Origin of the sequence: Pusillimonas sp., from assembly GCF_029263785.1 — a bacterium.
In the GTDB taxonomy this organism is placed as follows: Bacteria; Pseudomonadota; Gammaproteobacteria; order Burkholderiales; family Burkholderiaceae_B; genus Pusillimonas.
The window spans coordinates 52,179-70,636 of record NZ_JAJUFE010000003.1; the positions used below are offsets into that span (position 1 = coordinate 52,179).

Genomic DNA, 18,458 nt, shown 5'->3' on the forward strand with positions numbered 1-18,458 from the left:
TTTACTTGAACTCAGTGCTTTCGTAATTGATGTGAGTCACCACACCATTGAAAAGCGGTTTCACACGTTCGGCGAACTGCGCCCGTAGTTCCTGACGCCTTGTGGTGGCCAACGCGGCGTCAATGGCTTCTGAAGATTCGAAGCTGATCCGGACGGTTGCATATATATCAAGGTCGTCCGTTTCGAAGTAATAGGGTCGTTCGAGCTGGGCCGACACCACACCCGGGAGGCCGGAAAAACCTGCAACGACTTCACCGAGTTCGTGCAAAAACTGTTCTGATTTTCCTTCAATCGGACGACCCAGGAAGTAGGCGTAGCGTGTTGCAGGCATGTTTTTGTCTCCTAAGCAGGTGATTGAACCACGAACCTTTTGACCGGCAAGTGTATGCGTAGCCAGCCGGTGGACAAAGTGTTTTCGTCAGTGAGCGGAAAATGCAACGCCGATCAGATCGTTCACCGGGATTGATTTTCGTATTGGCATAGTTTCGGACTGTGTGTACGATGAAGCGCGCATGACAAGCGGACGTATCGCTTCCGCTTATACTGCAAAGCATCGACGAATAACAATCAGGAGGAACGATGAAACTACTGCGATTTGGCCCGGTTGGGCAAGAAAAGACGGGCGCACTTGATGCTCAGGGCGGCATCCGTGATCTATCAAGCCTGGTGCCCGACCTTACCCCCGAATGGCTGGCGCCAGACCGCCTCAAAGCCCTGCGGGCGGTCAATCTTGAAGCATTCCCCGTGGTCAGCAGTTCGGTCAGGCTAGGTACGCCCATCAGCGGAGTACGTCAGTTTCTTGCTATCGGGCTGAATTATCGCAAGCATGCTGAAGAAGCCGGAATGGACATTCCCAAAGAGCCAGTGGTGTTTACCAAGGCCATTACGTCGCTGTCTGGTCCCAATGACGACATTGTCCTGCCAGATGGATCCCAAGAATGTGACTGGGAAATAGAACTGGGTTTTGTCATGGGCACTACGGCGCGCAAAGTGCCGGTCGATCAGGCCCTTGATTATGTTGCCGGATATTGTCTCGCCAACGATGTCTCCGAGCGTCATTGGCAGATCAAGCGAGGCGGGCAGTGGACAAAAGGAAAAAGCTTTGACACGTTTGGCCCAATAGGCCCGTGGCTGGTCACCACCGACGAGATTCCAAATCCGCAAACGCTTGAAATGGAGCTCAAGGTCAATGGTGAAACGCGGCAAAAAAGCAATACGGCCGATATGATTTTCACGGTGGCCGAAATCGTCTCCCATTTGAGCCAGTTCATGACCCTTCTTCCGGGTGATGTCGTCATCACGGGCACCCCCTCTGGCGTAGGCTTGGGAATGAAGCCGCCGCAATTCCTGAAGAAGGGCGATTTGGTCACCTTGAGTATCGAGCAACTGGGCACCCAGACGCAAAAAGTGGTCTAGTCCTGGTCCGTTCTTTCCCATGTTGCCGTTACATCAAGGAGACCCTATGGATGTGCTCGACGCAATAAAGACTCGCACCACCACCCAGTTTTTTGACAGGGAAAAATCCTTGTCCGACGCCGAAATCAAAGAGTTGGCAGAGTTCGCTCTCGAGGCGCCTTCATCGTTTAACTTGCAGCAAACGCGGCTCATCGCTGTAACCGACCCGCAAGCCAAAGAGCGACTCAAGGCGGCGGCATGGAATCAGCCCAAAGTGGCTGACGCCGCAGCAACGTTTATTATCCTGGGCGATCTCGGGGCGCTTGACAAGCATCCCGAGCTAATAGAGCGTGCCATGCGTCAAGGGGTGGTGCCCGAGCCAGTAGGGGCCAAAATGATCAAAGGGGCCCGGGATTATTACAGCGTCGGCCGGCAACGCATTCATGAAGAAGCCATACGTTCAGCATCGCTGGCGGCGATGAACCTCATGTTGGCAGCCCATGCCAAGGGATACGGTTGTGGGCCGATGATCGGTTTTGAGGCCGACAAGGTTAAGGCGGAATTCAATATTCCTGACCGCTATGTGGTCGTGTTGCTGATAGCCGTTGGTTACGCGCTGCCGGGTAACCCGGCCCGAAAACCCCGCCTGACCGTCGACGAGGCGCTATCGTTTAATACTTGTGGTTCGTTTTGACGCGTACGTGCTTATTTGCCGGCCCTGATTCGTTCTGACCTGCGGCGCAACAGTTCGAGTACCAGCAGCAGGCAGATCGACATCAGGATCAGCAAAGTTGCCACCGCTAAAATACTGGGATTGATCTGTTCGCGCAGGCCCGAGAACATGCGTCGGGGAATGGTGGTTTGTTCCGGGCCGGCAAGAAACAGTACCAATACGACCTCATCGAAAGAAGTCACGAACGCAAGCAGGGCGCCGGAAATCACTCCCGGCCGTATGACCGGCACCACAACGTCGATAAAGGCGCGTACCGGAGAGGCCCCCAGGTTCAGGCCTGCATGGTAAAGCGAGCGGTCAAAGCCGGATAAAGTGGCAGTGACTGTCAAGACAACAAAAGGGACTCCCAGCACAGCATGGGCAATGATCACCCCCGGAAAGGTGGCCACCAGATTGAATCGGGTGAAAAAGAAGAACATGCCGGCAGCGACGATAATCAGGGGTACGATCATCGGTGCCAGCAATAGCGCCGTGATGGGGCGCCGCCAGGGCATGTCGGGGCTGGATAACCCCAAGGCGGCCACTGTTCCCAAGACAGTGGCAATAGCTGTGGAACTCAGCCCGATTACAAGACTGTTTCGAATTGCCATGAGCCAGATGTTGCTCTCGAACACCGCGTTGTACCACTTTGTCGAATAAGCACCAGTTTCCAGGCGTAGCATTCCAGGCGTGAAGCTGAAAAATGGCTCCGCATTGAAAGACAGGGGGATCACAACCAGGATGGGAACCATCAGGAACGCGAGCGCACCCCATGCGGCGATGCGAAGCGCCCACCGGCCAACCGCCTGGCTTGCAAGTTGGCCCGGCCCGGGCTGAAGCCTGAGATCGTTTCGCGGTATGGAGTGCCTGGTATCCTGGTTCGGACTCATCGACTTGCGCATGATTCTCGATTTGAATTACGTCAGCTTCAGCTTACTTGCGCCCACCAACTTGTCGTAGACCCAGTAAAGGATGACGATCACCACAAGCAGTAAAGAGCCCAACGCTGCAGCCAGGCCCCAGTTATTGGAGCGCTGCATATGAAACGCGATGATGTTGGAAATCATTTGCCCGTCGGTTCCTCCAACAAGCGCAGGAATGATGTAGTAGCCGATCGAGATGATGAATACCAGCAGCGCGCCGGCACTAAGGCCGGGCATGCTTAGTGGCAAGAACACCCGCCAGAAGGCCGACCACGGTGTACTGCCCAGTGATTGTGCGGCGCGCTGGTAGCTGGGGTCGATCCCGCGCATGACGCTATATAGCGGCAGCACCATGAACGGAAGCAAAATATGCGTCATGACGATGACTGTCGCGGTCCCTGTGTACAGAAGCTCAAGTGGCCGGCTAATGACGCCCAGCCACAGAAGCACCGAATTTATGATGCCGTGTGGTTGAAGCAGGGCAATCCACGCGGTGGTACGTGCCAGCAACGAAGTCCAGAACGGCAGTAGAACCATGGCCAGAAGCAAGCCGGCGACGCGCTTCGGTGCGCGGCACAAGTAATACGCCAGCGGATAGCCAAGTGCGATACATAGCAGGGTTATGGCCAACGCCATACCCAGAGTACGCGTATACAGCTGAACATAAATACGCGCGGACTCACGCTGGCCAATTTCACCCTTGGAGTTGCGTTCAAGGTCCAGGGCCGTAAGATAGTGGCTGACGGTATAGACTTCGCCGGCACGCTTTACAGCCCGCCAGAGATCGGGTTGGTCCCACCGCGAATCGGCCTCCCGCAAGGCACCCGCGGCCAGAACGGGAGCCAGGTTATCTTCAAGGTTGCGCATGCGCCGGGCCGAGGCGTTGATCAGGCTCGATGCCCCCGGATAGGCCTGGTTTACCGATGCGGCAAGAACTCCTGCCTTGCGTTGTCCGGAAAGCAGTTTGAGCTCGGCTGCCATGGCGGCATACGCTTCGGTTGGGGGCAACGATCTGCCATCCCAGTCTGAAAGTTGTTCAAGCGTATTGGGAATCAGCTCGGCAAGCGTCGGGTTATAGATGCTGCGATACAGCATGCTGGCTATCGGGGTAAAGAAAGCAACCAGCACAAAGGCCAGCAACGGCGCCACCAGCAACAAGGCGGCGCGCCGGCGCCGCCGCAGCTCGGCGCGTTCCGCCCGAAGCTCTGACGAGCTGAGTGTTATTTCAGCAGCCACTCGTTGAACTTCTCGGATAGAGTCTCGCCGTAATCAGCCCAGAATACGGGGTCGACCTGGACGCCTTCATCCATGTGGGCGCTGGGCAGATGCTGCAGTACAGCCGGATCAACCAAGGCCAGCGATGATTTTCGGGGAGGGCCGTACGCAACGTCCTGAAAGCCTGCCAAGGCCTTGGTGCTGGTGGTGAAGCGGATGAAGTCCAGTGCCTGCTCAAGTTTTGGAGTTCCCTTGAGAACTGTCCAGGCGCCCAGGTCGTACATATTGCCATCCCACACAATGGTAAATGGCTTGTTCTCGTTGCGAATCGCGTCGAAGATTCGTCCGTTTGCCACCTGGATCATTACCACACCGCCGTCATTGAGCATCTGTGGCGCCTGGGACCAACTGTCGTACCAGATGACATCGTCCTTGATGGTATCGAGCTTGGCAAACGCGCGTGCCTGGCCCTCGGGTGTTGCCAGTACCTTGTAAATGTCCTCGTCGGGTACTCCGTCAGCCATCAGCGCCCATTCCATTACAAACTGGGGACGCTTGCGAAGCCCGCGCTTACCTGGAAATTTCCGGGTGTCGAAAAAATCCTCGACCGTGGTGGGCCGGTTGGCTCCGATCGTCTTGTCGTTATAGGCGTATATGGTGCTGTAAACGATTTCTGCCACGGCACATTCGCTTTCGAGAGCTTGCGGGATGAAGTCCTGTTCGGCAGGGGTGCCGTCGTCCCCGGGTAGCAAAATATCCCTGGGAATGAGTTCGAGCAGGCCTTCGGAGCAGGCGCGCTCCAGATCGATGGTTTCCATGTCCACCACATCCCACTGAATGTTGCCTGACTGCACCTGCGCCTTCATTTCAGCGATGCCTCCGCTGTAGGTCTCGAATATGACCCGTTTTCCCGTTTCGGCCACATAGGGGTCTATTTGGTGTTTTTTTTGGGTTGCCCCGTAGGCCCCCCCAAACGATACGACGGTGAGTGCTTCCTGGGCCGTGACCGGGCTGGCTAGTGCCACGCCCAATACGGCGGTTCCCAGCAGCGATAGGGCGGTGTGCTTCATGCTTGGTCTCCTTGATTCGGTGCGTCAGATTGAAAAGCATAGCTGTCGCGCGCCATCCACCCCAGATTGGCGAACTGGCCTTCCTGAAGCTTGGGAGCACGAGCGTCGTTGAGAAGCTTCACCACAACTCGGCCGCCGCCAGCCAATTGAAAGTAGTAGCGAATGAAGTCGCCGACGTAATGTCTGGCCATGAAGCTTGCAGCAACCTGGTTATCAAACTGCCGGGATTCGCGAACAATGGCCAGCTTTTCAGGCCGTATCGACACAACGCATCGACGGCTTGTGGCACTACAATCACCGTTCCGTGCAACAAGCGGGGTTCCGTCTGGCAGGGTGGTGGTAACAGTGTCACGACCATCCAGAACAGGCCGGCCGGCAGTGATCAGGTTGTTCTCGCCAATGAAGCTGGCGACAAATGCGTTGGCAGGTTGCTCGTACAACGCGTCGGGGGTGGCGTACTGCTGGACCTTGCCCGAATTGAATACGGCGATACGGCTGGACATTGTCAGCGCTTCGGACTGATCGTGCGTGACGTAAATGACGGTAAAGCCCAAGCGACGATGCAGGCGCGTGATTTCGAACTGCATCTGTTCACGCAGTTTCTTATCGAGTGCTCCGAGGGGTTCATCCATGAGCACCAGTGTTGGTTCGAAAATGAGGGCACGTGCCAACGCCACCCGCTGGCGCTGCCCGCCTGAAAGCTGGCCGGGATGACGGTTGGCAAACGGCTCGAGCTCGATCAGTCGCAGAAACTCGATTACCCGATGACGAATTTCAGGCTTTGGCAGACTCCGGACCTTCAGGGGGTAAGCCAGGTTTTCGGCCACTGTCATATGAGGAAACAAGGCATAGTTTTGGAAGACCATGCCGATGTTTCGCTTATGCGGGGGTATCTGCGTGATCGGGCTGCCATTAATGGTTATCTGGCCACCGGTGACATTTTCAAAGCCTGCCAGCATCATGAGCACGGTGGTCTTTCCCGATCCCGAGGGACCGAGCAAGGTAATGAATTCGCCCTGATTTACAGTGAGGTTGAAGTCGTCGACCACCAGACTTTTTTGATCATAGGTTTTGCGGACATTGGAAAACTTGAGAAACGCGTTTTCGGTGTTTGGCATCGGTTGTCCTGGTCGACGGTCGCTGCGGGTGTTCCTCCGAGAATAAGACCCTGCGCGTAATTGTGTTGCAGAGAATAACAATTAAGTCGGGGCGATGAAAGCGGGGTTTCCCCCGGTTGAGGGTGGGAAATAAACAACAAAACACTGCTCTTACACCGGATGATGACCTGAAGAAGCGCGTACCGCAGCACCATTACCGGAAAATCGCCCTGTAGGTGTTACACTAGTTGCTTCATGAAAAGGGGTCGAAAATCCATGCGCCTGCAGCTCGAACGAACTACGACAACGGCTTGTTAGTCGTCGCCGCGTATCGATCACCAACACCCTTCAGCAGTACTCTTCCATAAAACGCGGCAAAGGCCGCGTTTTTTGTTTTTAGGATCATCTATGCTTCAGATTACCCTGCCCGATGGTTCCCGCCGAGAGTTTCCCGGGCCGGTTACCGTCCACGAAGTTGCCAGTGCGATTGGCGCCGGGTTGGGGCGCGCCGCATTGGCGGGCCGCGTCACGCTCCCCGGCCAGGAACCCAAGCTCGTCGACACCAGCTTCGTTATCGGGCAGGACGCCGAATTGGCGATTATCACGGCCAAAGATCCCGAAGGTCTCGACCTTATCCGGCATTCCACTGCGCACTTGCTGGCCTACGCGGTCAAAGAGCTGTTTCCCGAGGCGCAGGTTACTATCGGCCCGGTCATCGAAAACGGGTTTTACTACGATTTTTCTTACAAGCGGCCGTTCACTCCCGAAGATCTGCAAGCTATCGAAACGAAGATGGCCGAGCTTGCTCGCAAGGACGAAGTCGTAACGCGCGAGGAGTGGGATCGTGACGAGGCGGTTGAGTTCTTCCGCAGCATCGGCGAACACTACAAGGCTGAAATCATTGCCTCAATCCCCAGCAACGAGAAAATCAGCCTGTACCGCGAAGGTGACTTCATCGACTTGTGCCGGGGTCCTCACGTGCCTTCCACCGGCAAGCTCAAGGTCTTCAAGCTGACGAAGGTGGCTGGTGCCTATTGGCGCGGCGACAGCAAAAACGAGATGTTGCAGCGCATCTACGGTACTGCATGGGCAAGCAAGGAAGATCAGAACGCTTACCTGACAATGCTCGAAGAGGCCGAAAAACGAGATCATCGCAAGCTGGGCCGGGAGCTAGGCCTTTTCCATTTTCAGGACGAGGCACCAGGCCTCATTTTCTGGCACCCGAAGGGCTGGACTATCTGGCAACAGGTTGAACAGTACATGCGCGGCGTTTATCTTGAAAACGGCTATCAAGAGGTCAAGGCACCGCAGATTCTTGACCTTTCCTTATGGAAGAAGACCGGGCACTGGGACAACTACGCCGAAAATATCTTTACGACCGATTCCGAAAACCGTAGTTACGGCCTGAAGCCGATGAATTGCCCAGGGCATGTGCAGATATTCAACGCCGGTTTGCACTCATATCGCGAATTGCCCATCCGTTACGGTGAATTCGGCCAGTGCCACCGCAACGAACCTTCGGGTTCGCTGCACGGCATGATGCGCGTGCGCGGTTTCACGCAGGACGACGGTCACATCTTCTGTACCGAAGATCAATTGCAGGATGAATGCGCGGCGTTTACTGCTCAGTTGCAAAAAGTGTATGCCGACTTTGGTTTTGACGAGATTCTGTACAAGGTCGCTACCCGACCCGAAAAACGCATCGGTTCGGACGAGGTCTGGGACAAGGCCGAACAGGCTCTTATCGATAGCCTGAATCGTACCGGATGCCAGTTTGAGATCTCCGAAGGCGAAGGCGCCTTCTATGGGCCAAAGATCGAGTACACGCTCAAGGATGCAATCGGCCGTCATTGGCAGTGTGGCACTATCCAGGTCGATTTCTCGATGCCCCAGCGGCTTGGCGCCGAGTATGTCGATGCCAATGACCAGCGCAAGACGCCGGTCATGCTTCACCGCGCCATACTGGGTTCATTCGAACGGTTTATCGGCATTTTGCTCGAAAACCACGCCGGTGCATTGCCCCCGTGGCTGGCTCCACAACAGGCCGTCGTCTGCTGTATTTCAGAGAATTTCGCCGAATATGCCGCCGAAGTTGCCCGAACCCTGAAAAAACAAGGGTTTAGGGTTAGCGCAGATTTGCGCGGCGAAAAGATCACCCGTAAAATCAGGGAACACAGCATGCAGAAAGTTCCCTACATTTTGGTAGTGGGTGAAAAAGAACGCGACACTGCCACCGTCGCGGTCCGGGTCCGCTCTGGTGGCGATCTGGGCAGCATGCCTCTGGCACAGTTTTCGCAGCGTCTTGCAGAAGACGTTGCAACACGACGTAATGTCGGCGCGGCGTAACGCCGCCTTTCTTCATCAACTCTAGGAGTCGTAGATATCGCAACCGATAAAGCACATCGCATCAATGGTGAAATTCGTATCCCCGAGGTGCGTCTTATAGGCCTGGACGGTGAACAGCTGGGCATCGTAAAAACACCCGAAGCTCTCCGTCTAGCAGAAGAAAACGAAGTTGACCTGGTCGAGATTGCTCCCAATGCCTCGCCGCCTGTGTGCAGGCTCATGGATTACGGCAAGTTCAAGTACCAAGAGCAAAAGCGCCAGGCCGAGGCCCGGGCCAAGCAAAAAACCATTCAGGTCAAAGAGGTCAAGTTTCGTCCCGGCACGGATGAAGGCGACTACCAGGTCAAGTTGCGCAACCTGCGTCGATTCATCGAAGACGGCGATAAAGCCAAGGTCACACTGCGGTTCCGCGGTCGTGAAATGGCTCACCAGGAACTTGGCATGCGTGTGCTTGAGCGCGTACGCGACGATCTTGGCGAACTGATCCAGGTCGAGGCCATGCCCAAACTCGAGGGACGCCAGATGGTGATGGTGCTGGCGCCACGCAAGAAGGCCCCCGGCAAGCAAGGCGATTCCGCTTCCTGATTTTCACCACCAGGCACAGGCCGCCTATGCCCGGCGGCCTGTGCCTACGTAGGGTTTTTCTATGCACGTATTGTTCATTATCGATCCCTTGCCTTCGTTAAAGGCATACAAAGATTCGTCTGTTGCAATGATGCGTGCTCTGGTTGCCAGAGGTCACTCGCTCAGTGTGGCCCTGCAGCAAGACCTGTACATTGACGAAGGTGTCGTCAAGGTGCAGAGCCTCGCAATCGAATTGCTCGAGGGTGCGGATCTGCACCAGGCAGCCTGGTGGCGCGAAGGGGCACGCTCCGACGTACCCCTCAATGCCTTTGATGCGGTACTGATGCGCAAGGACCCCCCGTTCGATATTGAGTACCTGTATTCGACGCATTTGCTTGAGTTCGCCGAGAAGCAGGGCGCGCGGGTCTTCAATTCGGGAGGCGCCATAAGGAATCATCCCGAAAAGCTGACGATCACCGAGTTTGCGCAGTTCACTTCTCCAACCCTGGTGACGCGCGATATGGATCGTTTGCGTGTGTTTCATGCCGAACACCAGGACGTGATTGTCAAGCCTCTGGACGGAATGGGTGGAACCGGCATTTTCCGCTTGCAAAAAGCCGAGCCCAACCTGGGCGCCATCCTTGAAACCCTGACCGAGCATGGTACGCGTACCATCATGGCCCAGCGGTATATTCCCGAAATTGTGGCCGGTGACAAACGCATCCTGCTTATTGACGGAGAGCCAATTCCATACGCTCTGGCGCGCATTCCGCTGGCGGGCGAGACGCGTGGCAATCTCGCGGCCGGCGGCCGCGGGGTGGCTCAACCCCTGACCGAAAGAGATTATGAAATCGCGCGTACCCTGGGGCCCATTTTGGCCCAGCGCGGTTTGCTGCTGGTTGGCCTGGATGTCATCGGCAATTATCTTACCGAGGTCAATGTCACCAGTCCCACCTGTTTTGTAGAAATTACCGAGCAGACGGATTGCGATGTCGCTCAAACTTTCGCCATAGCACTCGAGCAAGCGGTGGGAGCTTGACATGGTCCGTCTGGCCCTTGTGATGCACGCTCCGCTGGGTAACGCGTTTGCCCAGTGCGCTGCCCATATCCTGGGTCATGAACCGGAAATTCTTGTTTTCGATGTACAGGCAGACGACCCTCCCGAAGAGGCATCGCGTCGGCTGGAGCACCTCCTAAGCCCATATCAGAGCCAGGGCGCATTGATTCTTTGCGACATATACGGTGCGACTCCCTTTAACATTGCCAGTCGCACCGTTCGAAACCTTACGGATCGTGGTATGGACGTGGCGCTGGTGACAGGCGCCAATCTGTGCATGGTGCTCAAGGCACTGACTGATAATCAGGACAATCCTGAAGCCCTGAGCGAGAAAGTGCGACAGGGCGCCTTGAAGGGCGTCGTGCGCGCCGACTGTTTTTCATGAGCCGGCCGCTATCGTTTACCGGCCTTCAACGTACTCACCACATAAGAATAGAACATGCCCGCAGTAGATATCGTAATAAGCAATAAACTGGGGCTGCACGCCCGTGCTGCTGCCAAACTCACCCAGCTCGCGTCCAGCTTTACCAACTGCGAAATTCACATTGCACGCAACGGCAAACGTGTCAACGCCAAAAGCATTATGGGTGTAATGATGCTGGCGGCCGGATTGGGAGTGACCGTCACCATTGACGCCGAAGGCCCGGATGCCGACCGCGCCCTTGCTGAAATTCAGAATCTGTTCGCCAATAAATTCGGCGAACACGAGTAAGTCGCAAGCCATTGAACCGCCCATGAATTCGTCTGTCGAGTCAACTTCTACGACACTGAATGCCATGATCTGCATGCGCGGACAAGGCGTGGTCAAAGGGTATGCAATCGGGCGGGCTGCAGTCATGAGTGCAGCGGCCCTTGAAGTGGCTCACTATCGCATCCAGCCCGAAGATGTGGCCGGAGAATGCGAACGCCTGACGACGGCACTGGCGCACGCCAGAGATGATCTGCAGAACATGGTGCGCAACCTGCCGGCCGATGCGCCGCGCGAGATGGCGGCTTTACTTACAGTCCACAGTCTGCTGCTTGATGACCCGATGCTTGCGCAACAGGCATGCGACCTGATTGCCGAACGGCACTATAACGCCGAGTGGGCGCTGACCACTCAGGGCCAGGTCCTGGCCGAGCAGTTTGCGGTGATGGACGACGAATACTTGCGCGAACGCGCAGCCGACATCCGCCAGGTCATAGAGCGTGTCCTGCGAGTGCTGTCGGGTAGTACGGCCTTGTTGCCCCAGCTGGAGGCTGGTCACGATGGAGAGCCCCTGATCGTTGTAGCCCGCGATATTTCCCCCGCGGACATGCTTCGTTTGCGAGGTGCCCGCTTTGCAGCATTTTTGACGGATTTGGGAGGTGCCACCTCCCACACCGCCATTGTGGCGCGAAGCATGAACGTACCCGCGATCGTCGGCATTGGCAATATCCGTGGCCTGGTTCGGGATGGCGACATGCTGATCGTCGACGGTATGACGGGTTCTGTAATGGTGAACCCGCCAGATTTCATTTTGCAAGAGTACATCCGTCGGCAAAGCGCCTACGCAGATGCTCGTGCCGAACTCGGTCTGTTACGAGACGCTGAAGCTGTGACGCTGGACGGTATGGCCGTCAAGCTGGAGGCAAATATAGAGTTGCCCGAAGAAGCCGAGGCTGCCATTCAGGCGGGTGCCGATGGTATCGGCCTGTTCCGAAGTGAATTTCTATTTATGGGACGTCAGAGCCTTCCCACGGAAGAAGAGCAGTATCAGGCCTATGCGTCGGTCGTGAAGACCATGAAAGGACGTCCCGTCACGATTCGTACCCTGGATATCGGGGCTGACAAGACGCTAGACGGCGACTTGGCGGTGGCGACCAATCCGGCACTGGGGTTGAGGGCGATTCGGTATTGTCTTGCCAATCCGGAAATATTTGCAACGCAGTTGCGCGCCCTGTTGCGGGCCGCTGCGCATGGCCCGCTCAGGATTCTGATACCGATGATCTCGAACATGGAGGAGGTCCGGGCGGTCAAGCAGGCTGTAGCCGCCGCGGCACGCGAACTTGACGTACGCAAAGTGCCGCATGCTTCCGATGTGGCATTGGGGGCCATGGTAGAGATTCCCGCTATGGCGATTGCCATTGAGCCTTTTGTCGACGCCCTGGATTTCCTGTCGATCGGTACAAATGATCTCATCCAGTACACGCTTGCCATTGATCGTGGCGACAGCGAGGTGGCTGAATTGTATGATCCGATGCATCCGGCTGTACTTCGCCTGATTGCGCACACCATCAATGCCGCGGATCGTGGCGGGATACCGGTCGCAGTGTGTGGCGAAATGGCCGGGGATGCTTCCATGACCCGCATGCTTTTGGGCTTGGGTCTTAAAGAGTTTTCAATGCATCCGCAGCAGCTGCTTGACGTAAAAAAAGAAGTTCGCCTGGCGCATTCAAATGCCCTGCGTGTCAAAGTGGCATCGGCGCTGAATCGCGCCGAGCGTATCGATTTGGCTTCGCTGCAGGGCTGACCCTCAAGCTTGCACCAATATCTGACACCGCCCGCAGGGACGGTGTCAGCCGGCTTGCTATCGCTGGTAGGCGGTTTCACCATGTTCATAGACATCCAGGCCCTGGCGTTCGGCTTCCACACTGACACGCAGGCCGCAGACCTTGTCAGCGATGAAGTAGGCAATCCATGACACGATGGCGCACCAGACCACGGTGATCAAAATGCCTTCGAACTGGATCCAGAGCTGGTAGGGCACCTGGCTGAGCGACTCGAGGCCCGGGCCACCCAAAGCCTGGGCGTTGAACAGGCCGGTGAGCATGGCACCGACGATTCCACCTACGCCGTGGATGCCAAATACGTCCAGTGCGTCATCGGCGCGCAGCATACGCTTCAGGCCGGTAACTCCCCAGACGCATGCGGCACCGGTTACCGCACCGATGATCAGTGCGCCGACAGGGCCGACCAGGCCGGCGGCAGGTGTGATGCCCACAAGTCCTGCGACTGCGCCAGATGCCGCACCTAACAGTGAGGGTTTGCCTTTCGATACCCACTCAACCGCGAGCCAGGCCAGGACGGCGGCTGCCGTGGCAACCAGTGTGTTGAAGAAGGCGAGGGCGGCTACTTCGTTCGCGCCGAGCGCAGAGCCGGCATTGAACCCAAACCAGCCCACCCATAGCAAGGATGCGCCTATCATGGTCAGGGGCAGGTTGTGCGGGGGCATGGCCTCTTGCCGATAACCCAGACGGCTGCCAATGTAGTAGGCGCCGACCAAGCCCGCAACACCGGCGTTAATGTGCACCACTGTGCCACCCGCGAAATCCAGTGCGCCGCGCTCGAACAACCAGCCGCCAGGTGCCCACACCATATGAGCGATCGGCAGATAGCCAAAGGTCATCCAGAGCGCAGCGAAAAGCAGCACGGCGCCAAACCGGGCGCGTTCCGCGAATCCGCCTACGATCAGGGCGCAAGTAATGCCTGCAAAGGTGGCCTGGAAAGAGGCGAAGCTCAATTCCGGAATGGTTCCGGACAGTTCGAGGTTCATTGAACCCAGTTGGGCAATACCGTCGAACAGGACGCGAGAGAATCCACCGATAATCGAGTTGCCTTCGGTGAAAGCCAGGGAGTATCCGTAGATGAACCACAATATGACCGCCAGACAGAACACCCCCAGTACCTGAGCAAGTACCGAAAGCACATTTTTCGAACGAACGAGGCCGCCGTAAAACAGTGCAAGGCCCGGTACCACCATCAGTAGAACTAGTATCGTCGAGACGCTTACCCAGACGAAATCGGCTTTATCCATTATGGTTTCTCCTCTTATAGTGCAGCGTCGTCAGACTCACCAGTGCGGATACGCACGGCTTGTTCCAATGGGGTGACAAAAATCTTGCCGTCACCGATTTTTCCCGTATGGGCGGCTGAACACAGCGTTTCAATGGCTTGTTCCAGCATCGCCTCCGATACGGCCATATCGATCCGCAACTTGGGAAGGAAATCGACGGTGTATTCGGCACCTCGGTACAGTTCGGTGTGTCCTTTTTGTCTGCCGAAGCCTTTGACCTCAGAGACAGTCATGCCCTGGATGCCGATGGCGCCGAGCGCCTCGCGTACTTCGTCCAGTTTGAATGGCTTGATGATTGCAGTGATGAGTTTCATGCGGGAAGTCCTTTTGTAAGGGGTTCGTTCCAGCTAACGCAACAACTGTGCCAATTTCAACGACGTCTGCCACGCACCGCGTGAGCATGAAAACCATGATTTGTGTGCGCTTGAAGCGATTGGCTTTAAAAACCGGTCGTGCAGAAGGCTCTCGGCCCACGTGTCCAAGCCTCGTCCCGCACAGATCCGGTGCGCGGGCACCAGGCTGGTGCAGGCATGGCAAACTGTTGTGCGGTACGGGCCAGGGGGTAACAAAACGTGGTCAGGGCGGGGGTTTTGTGTCGTGATGTAGTTGCCTCAGGGCAGTCGGAACCCACCGTTTAAGCCTGTGCGGCATAGGCTTGCACTCATTTTGAGGGGTTTTGCCAGGGTGTGCGTTGTAATCGAGAATTACACTAGCTTCACGTGGGTTCTACAGTCGGTGGCTAGACTTGTAACCAAGGCGGTTGTTACAAGCCCGCTGCAAAACCGTCAGTCGCATCGGGCTCGCTTTTTACTGACCGCGACTCTCTACAAAGTGAGGAATCCCATGAAGAAAACACGCACTTATCTGGCCGTCATGGCTATGGCAGCATCAGTCAGCCTGCTTGCTGCATGCTCGAACGAAGACGACACCGCAGCGCCTGCAGACACCGCACCACCTCCGGCTGCGTCGCCTGCGGATCCGATGACCAGCCCCGGAGCCAGCCCTTCGACGAGTCCCACCGACCCAATGACGCCTCCTGACTCTGGTGCCCCCGCTGCGCCGCCTCCCAGCAGCTCCATGAGCGACGCAACCGAGTCGGCATCGTAAGTCGCAGGACTGGCAGATGCTTTCCAGGCTTTGAACTTTCATTCATTGCCGGGTTGACGGATGGACCGCAATCTTGCGGTCCATTTTTCGTAGCACTACTGGCCAGCGCAATTGACGGCAATTCATTACACTAGAGCCAGACGAGTATCAACGATTATCCGGAGCACATCATGGCCAACCGCAGCGATTTTTTTGAAGAGTTTCAGAAGAATATATCCGAGCTGATTGCCAGGAGCCCGGCCGCGGACATCGAGCGCAACGTAAAGGCCATGATGTCGCAAACATTTTCGCGCCTCGATCTCATTACCCGAGAAGAGTTCGAAACACAATCCCAGTTGCTGGAACGAGCCCTGGCACGAATTTCAGTACTCGAGGCCAAGGTGCAGGCCCTCGAAACCTCTGCCAGGCTAAACGCTGCACCCGACGAATAGCCGACCATGCCCGTGGCCTGAGCCATTTTCATGGCCTGACTCATGTCCATTTGTGCTTTCCACACGGACATTTAGTTCTCAACCGGGTTCCGGGCCGCTGCAGGCCAACGCATACTGCAATTGATCTGTCATCAATGGAGTGTGCTCCCATGTCTTTGGCTGTGCTGGCGAGCCAGGCTCTGTGCGGGCTTCAGGGCTTTGCCGTCCGGGTTGAAGTTCATGTTGGACCCGGTCTGCCTTCGTTTGTCATTGTGGGCCTGCCAGATACCGGTGTGCGGGAAAGCCGCGAGCGTGTACGGTCAGCAATTATCAGCAGCGGCTTTGAATTTCCTGCCGGCCGCATCACTGTCAATCTGGCGCCGGCCGACTTGCCCAAGGAATCCGGTCGCTTCGACCTGGCCATAGCTATCGGGGTACTGGCAGCATCGGGTCAGATGGCACAGCCCGACGACACATCGGCGAGCGGTCTCGCTCCCGATTTCAGCAACTATGTCTTTGCCGGCGAGCTGTCGTTGACAGGTGCCATCGTACCAATCGCAGCGCCCCTTGCGATTGCGCTTTCCGTCAAGCAATCCACTCCCGGGGCAAAGTTGATCTTGCCGGTCGCCAGTGCGGGGATGGCGGCCCATGTGCCCGACCTGTCCGTTTATCAGGCGGGTAGTCTGTCTCAGGTGGTGAAGCATTTTTGTGAGGATGCCACGCTTGCATTGGCGTCGGCCGTGCACATGAAAGCGGCAGACGCTTCTTTCATGTGCATGTCGCAGGTTCGTGGGCAAGCTCAAGCGCGCCGGGCACTCGAAGTTGCCGCCAGCGGCGGACACAGCCTGCTTATGTCCGGTCCGCCGGGTGCCGGTAAAAGCATGCTTGCGCACCGGCTGCCGGGGCTCCTTCCGGCCCTGACAACCCAGCAGTCACTTGAGGTTGCGGCTTTAGCCAGCATAGGAGGCAAGGAACCCAGGTTCAGCATGGAACCTCCTTTTCGGGCGCCACACCATTCTGCAACCATGCCGGCCCTGGTAGGCGGAGGTTTACGCCCCAAGCCGGGCGAGATCAGCCTTGCCCACCACGGCGTCCTGTTTCTGGATGAGTTGCCCGAGTTTCAACGTCCGGTGCTTGAGGCGCTCCGCGAGCCTATTGAAACCGGCGTGGTTTCAATCGCTCGTGCCAGTATGACATTGAGCTTTCCCGCTCGCTTTCAACTGGTTGCTGCCATGAACCCCTGTCCTTGTGGTTGGCTGGGTCATTCACGTATGCGCTGTTCCTGCACGCCAGACCGAATTGACAAATACCGTGGCCGAATCTCGGGGCCTTTGCTGGATCGTATCGACTTGCGCCTTAGCCTTTCGGCGCTGGAAAGCAAATGGTTGACGGCACCTGCGACCGAGACTTCTGAGCGAATCAGGCTGCGCGTGCAGGAATCCCGTGACAGACAGTGGACACGACAGGCTTGCCTTAACGGCGACCTCGACGTGGATGGAATTGACCAGCATTGTGTTTTATCGCAAGACGCACAGACCCTGTTGCGTGAGGCCATGGCCCGATGGCATTGGTCGGGGCGTGTTGTTCATCGTGTAATGCGGGTGGCACGCAGTTTGGCGGATATGGCAGAGCACGACACCATTTCCGGCGATCATATCGCCGAAGCCGCCGGATTTCGGCAGCCGTGGGACGACGATACATGTCGTCGCTCCTCCTAGAAAGTGAACCTGCATGCATTCAACTAGCTGCACAAAAAGGCAAATTCTGGGTATAATCAAGAGCTTTTCCTGGAACTGCCCCTTTAACGCAACAGGCATTTATAGCGGCCAGGTACCTGGCCTATATACGGCCGGTTGGGTCCGATAGGCGGGCCATTGGGCACCATTGGTGCGCCGATGTGCCTGGCAAGCAAGGGGTTGGGTCCTTCAGGAAAAGGTAATAAATGACTTTAAGTTGGTGGCGCAATATTGGCACAGTTTTTTTGTCGCTGTTGTTGCTTTACCGGCTTTGTGGGTTGAGCAAGTGTTGCTTTTAAGTTGGGCAACCACCTGCGGTCATAAATCACAACAGAGTTTCAACATGCCTAAAATGAAAACCAAACGGGGCGCTGCCAAGCGTTTCGTGGTTCGGGGTAGTGGTTCCATCAAGCGCGGACAGGCGTTCAAACGTCACATCCTCACCAAAAAAACGACCAAGAACAAACGCCAGCTGCGCGGATCGACCGCCGTGCATAAAGCGGATGTCGCATCGGTCAAGGCAATGCTGCCTTACGCTTGATATTTAACGGAGAACTACTATGCCACGCGTAAAACGCGGCGTTACCGCTCGCGCTCGTCACAAGAAAGTCATCAGTGCTGCCAAGGGATATCGCGGTCGTCGCGGTAATGTCTTCCGGGTAGCCAAACAGGCCGTCATGAAGGCCGGTCAGTACGCCTATCGCGATCGTCGCAATAAAAAGCGTACCTTCCGTGCCCTGTGGATCACCCGTATCAACGCAGGCTGCCGCGAATTGGGTATCACATACAGCGCGTTCATCGCCGGTACCAAGAAAGCCTCTATCGAACTCGATCGTAAAGTGCTCGCCGACATGGCAGTAAACGACAAAGCCGGATTTGCGGCAGTCGTGGCTCAGGCACGTGCAGCATTGGCTGCCTGATAGCCGTTTCGATCACGATATTGTGTTGTTGCGAACGGGGCTCTAGGGCCTGTTGATGCCGGCGGCGTCAACGACCCTGCAGCTCCGTTTG

The 18,458-nt window shown here is 56.5% G+C and carries 20 protein-coding genes; 12 read left to right on the top strand and 8 right to left on the bottom strand.

Annotated elements, in window-relative coordinates:
* Window position 1: 1 nt before the first annotated feature.
* Window positions 2–331, bottom strand: a complete 330-nt coding sequence (locus tag Q1J88_RS01510; RefSeq protein WP_301115632.1) for a hypothetical protein — start codon at window positions 329–331, stop codon at window positions 2–4.
* A 248-nt stretch (window positions 332–579) separates the two neighbouring features.
* Between Q1J88_RS01510 and Q1J88_RS01515 the strand changes: the two genes are divergently transcribed.
* Both Q1J88_RS01515 and Q1J88_RS01520 read left to right on the top strand, forming a co-directional pair.
* Window positions 580–1,416 carry a fumarylacetoacetate hydrolase family protein gene (locus tag Q1J88_RS01515; RefSeq protein WP_301115633.1) on the top strand — a complete coding sequence of 279 codons (837 nt, stop codon included), beginning with the start codon at window positions 580–582 and terminating at the stop codon, window positions 1,414–1,416.
* A 46-nt stretch (window positions 1,417–1,462) separates the two neighbouring features.
* The gene (locus Q1J88_RS01520; protein ID WP_301115634.1) at window positions 1,463–2,089 is read left to right on the top strand and encodes a nitroreductase family protein; all 627 of its coding nucleotides are present in this window, start codon (window positions 1,463–1,465) and stop codon (window positions 2,087–2,089) included.
* 11 nt (window positions 2,090–2,100) lie between these two features.
* Here the strand turns inward: Q1J88_RS01520 and Q1J88_RS01525 are convergent, their stop codons facing one another.
* Genes Q1J88_RS01525 through Q1J88_RS01540 form a run of 4 tightly spaced genes read right to left on the bottom strand, consistent with a single transcriptional unit; the run spans window position 2,101 to window position 6,433 of the window.
* Entirely contained in the window at window positions 2,101–3,009 is a 909-nt protein-coding gene (locus Q1J88_RS01525) for an ABC transporter permease (protein ID WP_301115635.1), read from the bottom strand.
* Window positions 3,010–3,024: 15 nt separating this feature from the next.
* Window positions 3,025–4,266, bottom strand: a complete 1,242-nt coding sequence (locus tag Q1J88_RS01530) for an ABC transporter permease (protein ID WP_301115636.1) — start codon at window positions 4,264–4,266, stop codon at window positions 3,025–3,027.
* Window positions 4,251–5,315 carry an ABC transporter substrate-binding protein gene (locus Q1J88_RS01535; RefSeq protein ID WP_301115637.1) on the bottom strand — a complete coding sequence of 355 codons (1,065 nt, stop codon included), beginning with the start codon at window positions 5,313–5,315 and terminating at the stop codon, window positions 4,251–4,253. Before Q1J88_RS01535 ends, Q1J88_RS01530 begins: the two co-directional genes overlap by 16 nt.
* A complete protein-coding gene (locus Q1J88_RS01540; RefSeq protein ID WP_301115638.1) occupies window positions 5,312–6,433 on the bottom strand; it encodes an ABC transporter ATP-binding protein in 1,122 nt (373 codons plus the stop codon). Before Q1J88_RS01540 ends, Q1J88_RS01535 begins: the two co-directional genes overlap by 4 nt.
* Window positions 6,434–6,820: 387 nt before the next feature.
* On the opposite strand from Q1J88_RS01540, the gene thrS reads away from it, so the two are divergent.
* The 6 genes from thrS to ptsP all read left to right on the top strand — a co-directional run bounded on the left by thrS (window position 6,821) and on the right by ptsP (window position 12,871).
* Window positions 6,821–8,758, top strand: a complete 1,938-nt coding sequence (thrS, locus tag Q1J88_RS01545) for a threonine--tRNA ligase (protein WP_301115639.1) — start codon at window positions 6,821–6,823, stop codon at window positions 8,756–8,758.
* 36 nt (window positions 8,759–8,794) lie between these two features.
* The gene (gene infC / locus Q1J88_RS01550; RefSeq protein WP_301115695.1) at window positions 8,795–9,343 is read left to right on the top strand and encodes a translation initiation factor IF-3; all 549 of its coding nucleotides are present in this window, start codon (window positions 8,795–8,797) and stop codon (window positions 9,341–9,343) included.
* 61 nt (window positions 9,344–9,404) lie between these two features.
* Window positions 9,405–10,361, top strand: coding sequence for a glutathione synthase (gshB, locus tag Q1J88_RS01555; protein ID WP_301115640.1), 957 nt, complete (start codon window positions 9,405–9,407; stop codon window positions 10,359–10,361).
* Window position 10,362: 1 nt separating this feature from the next.
* Window positions 10,363–10,764: a PTS sugar transporter subunit IIA gene (locus Q1J88_RS01560; protein ID WP_301115641.1), complete on the top strand. Its 402-nt coding sequence runs from the start codon at window positions 10,363–10,365 to the stop codon at window positions 10,762–10,764.
* A gap of 54 nt (window positions 10,765–10,818) precedes the next feature.
* Complete coding sequence (locus Q1J88_RS01565) at window positions 10,819–11,091, top strand: HPr family phosphocarrier protein (RefSeq protein WP_301115642.1); 273 nt, start codon at window positions 10,819–10,821, stop codon at window positions 11,089–11,091.
* Window positions 11,092–11,113: 22 nt separating this feature from the next.
* Window positions 11,114–12,871, top strand: coding sequence for a phosphoenolpyruvate--protein phosphotransferase (gene ptsP / locus Q1J88_RS01570; RefSeq protein ID WP_301115643.1), 1,758 nt, complete (start codon window positions 11,114–11,116; stop codon window positions 12,869–12,871).
* 57 nt (window positions 12,872–12,928) lie between these two features.
* Here ptsP and Q1J88_RS01575 read toward each other — a convergent pair whose 3' ends face one another.
* From Q1J88_RS01575 to Q1J88_RS01585, 3 genes are all read right to left on the bottom strand, one after another.
* Window positions 12,929–14,155 (bottom strand): ammonium transporter, encoded by a 1,227-nt coding sequence (locus Q1J88_RS01575; protein ID WP_301115644.1) that lies wholly within the window; start codon window positions 14,153–14,155, stop codon window positions 12,929–12,931.
* Window positions 14,156–14,169: 14 nt separating this feature from the next.
* Window positions 14,170–14,508, bottom strand: a complete 339-nt coding sequence (glnK, locus tag Q1J88_RS01580; RefSeq protein ID WP_301115645.1) for a P-II family nitrogen regulator — start codon at window positions 14,506–14,508, stop codon at window positions 14,170–14,172.
* A gap of 546 nt (window positions 14,509–15,054) precedes the next feature.
* A complete protein-coding gene (locus Q1J88_RS01585; protein ID WP_301115646.1) occupies window positions 15,055–15,273 on the bottom strand; it encodes a hypothetical protein in 219 nt (72 codons plus the stop codon).
* 198 nt (window positions 15,274–15,471) lie between these two features.
* Here Q1J88_RS01585 and Q1J88_RS01590 point away from each other — a divergent pair, with 198 nt between their 5' ends.
* The 4 genes from Q1J88_RS01590 (at window position 15,472) to rplT (ending at window position 18,367) form a co-directional block, all read left to right on the top strand.
* Entirely contained in the window at window positions 15,472–15,732 is a 261-nt protein-coding gene (locus Q1J88_RS01590) for an accessory factor UbiK family protein (RefSeq protein ID WP_301115647.1), read from the top strand.
* Window positions 15,733–15,881: 149 nt separating this feature from the next.
* The gene (locus Q1J88_RS01595; protein WP_301115648.1) at window positions 15,882–17,429 is read left to right on the top strand and encodes a YifB family Mg chelatase-like AAA ATPase; all 1,548 of its coding nucleotides are present in this window, start codon (window positions 15,882–15,884) and stop codon (window positions 17,427–17,429) included.
* 361 nt (window positions 17,430–17,790) lie between these two features.
* Window positions 17,791–17,988, top strand: a complete 198-nt coding sequence (rpmI, locus tag Q1J88_RS01600; protein ID WP_301115696.1) for a 50S ribosomal protein L35 — start codon at window positions 17,791–17,793, stop codon at window positions 17,986–17,988.
* Between the two features lie 19 nt (window positions 17,989–18,007).
* Window positions 18,008–18,367: a 50S ribosomal protein L20 gene (gene rplT, locus Q1J88_RS01605; protein WP_301115649.1), complete on the top strand. Its 360-nt coding sequence runs from the start codon at window positions 18,008–18,010 to the stop codon at window positions 18,365–18,367.
* Window positions 18,368–18,458: the final 91 nt, after the last annotated feature.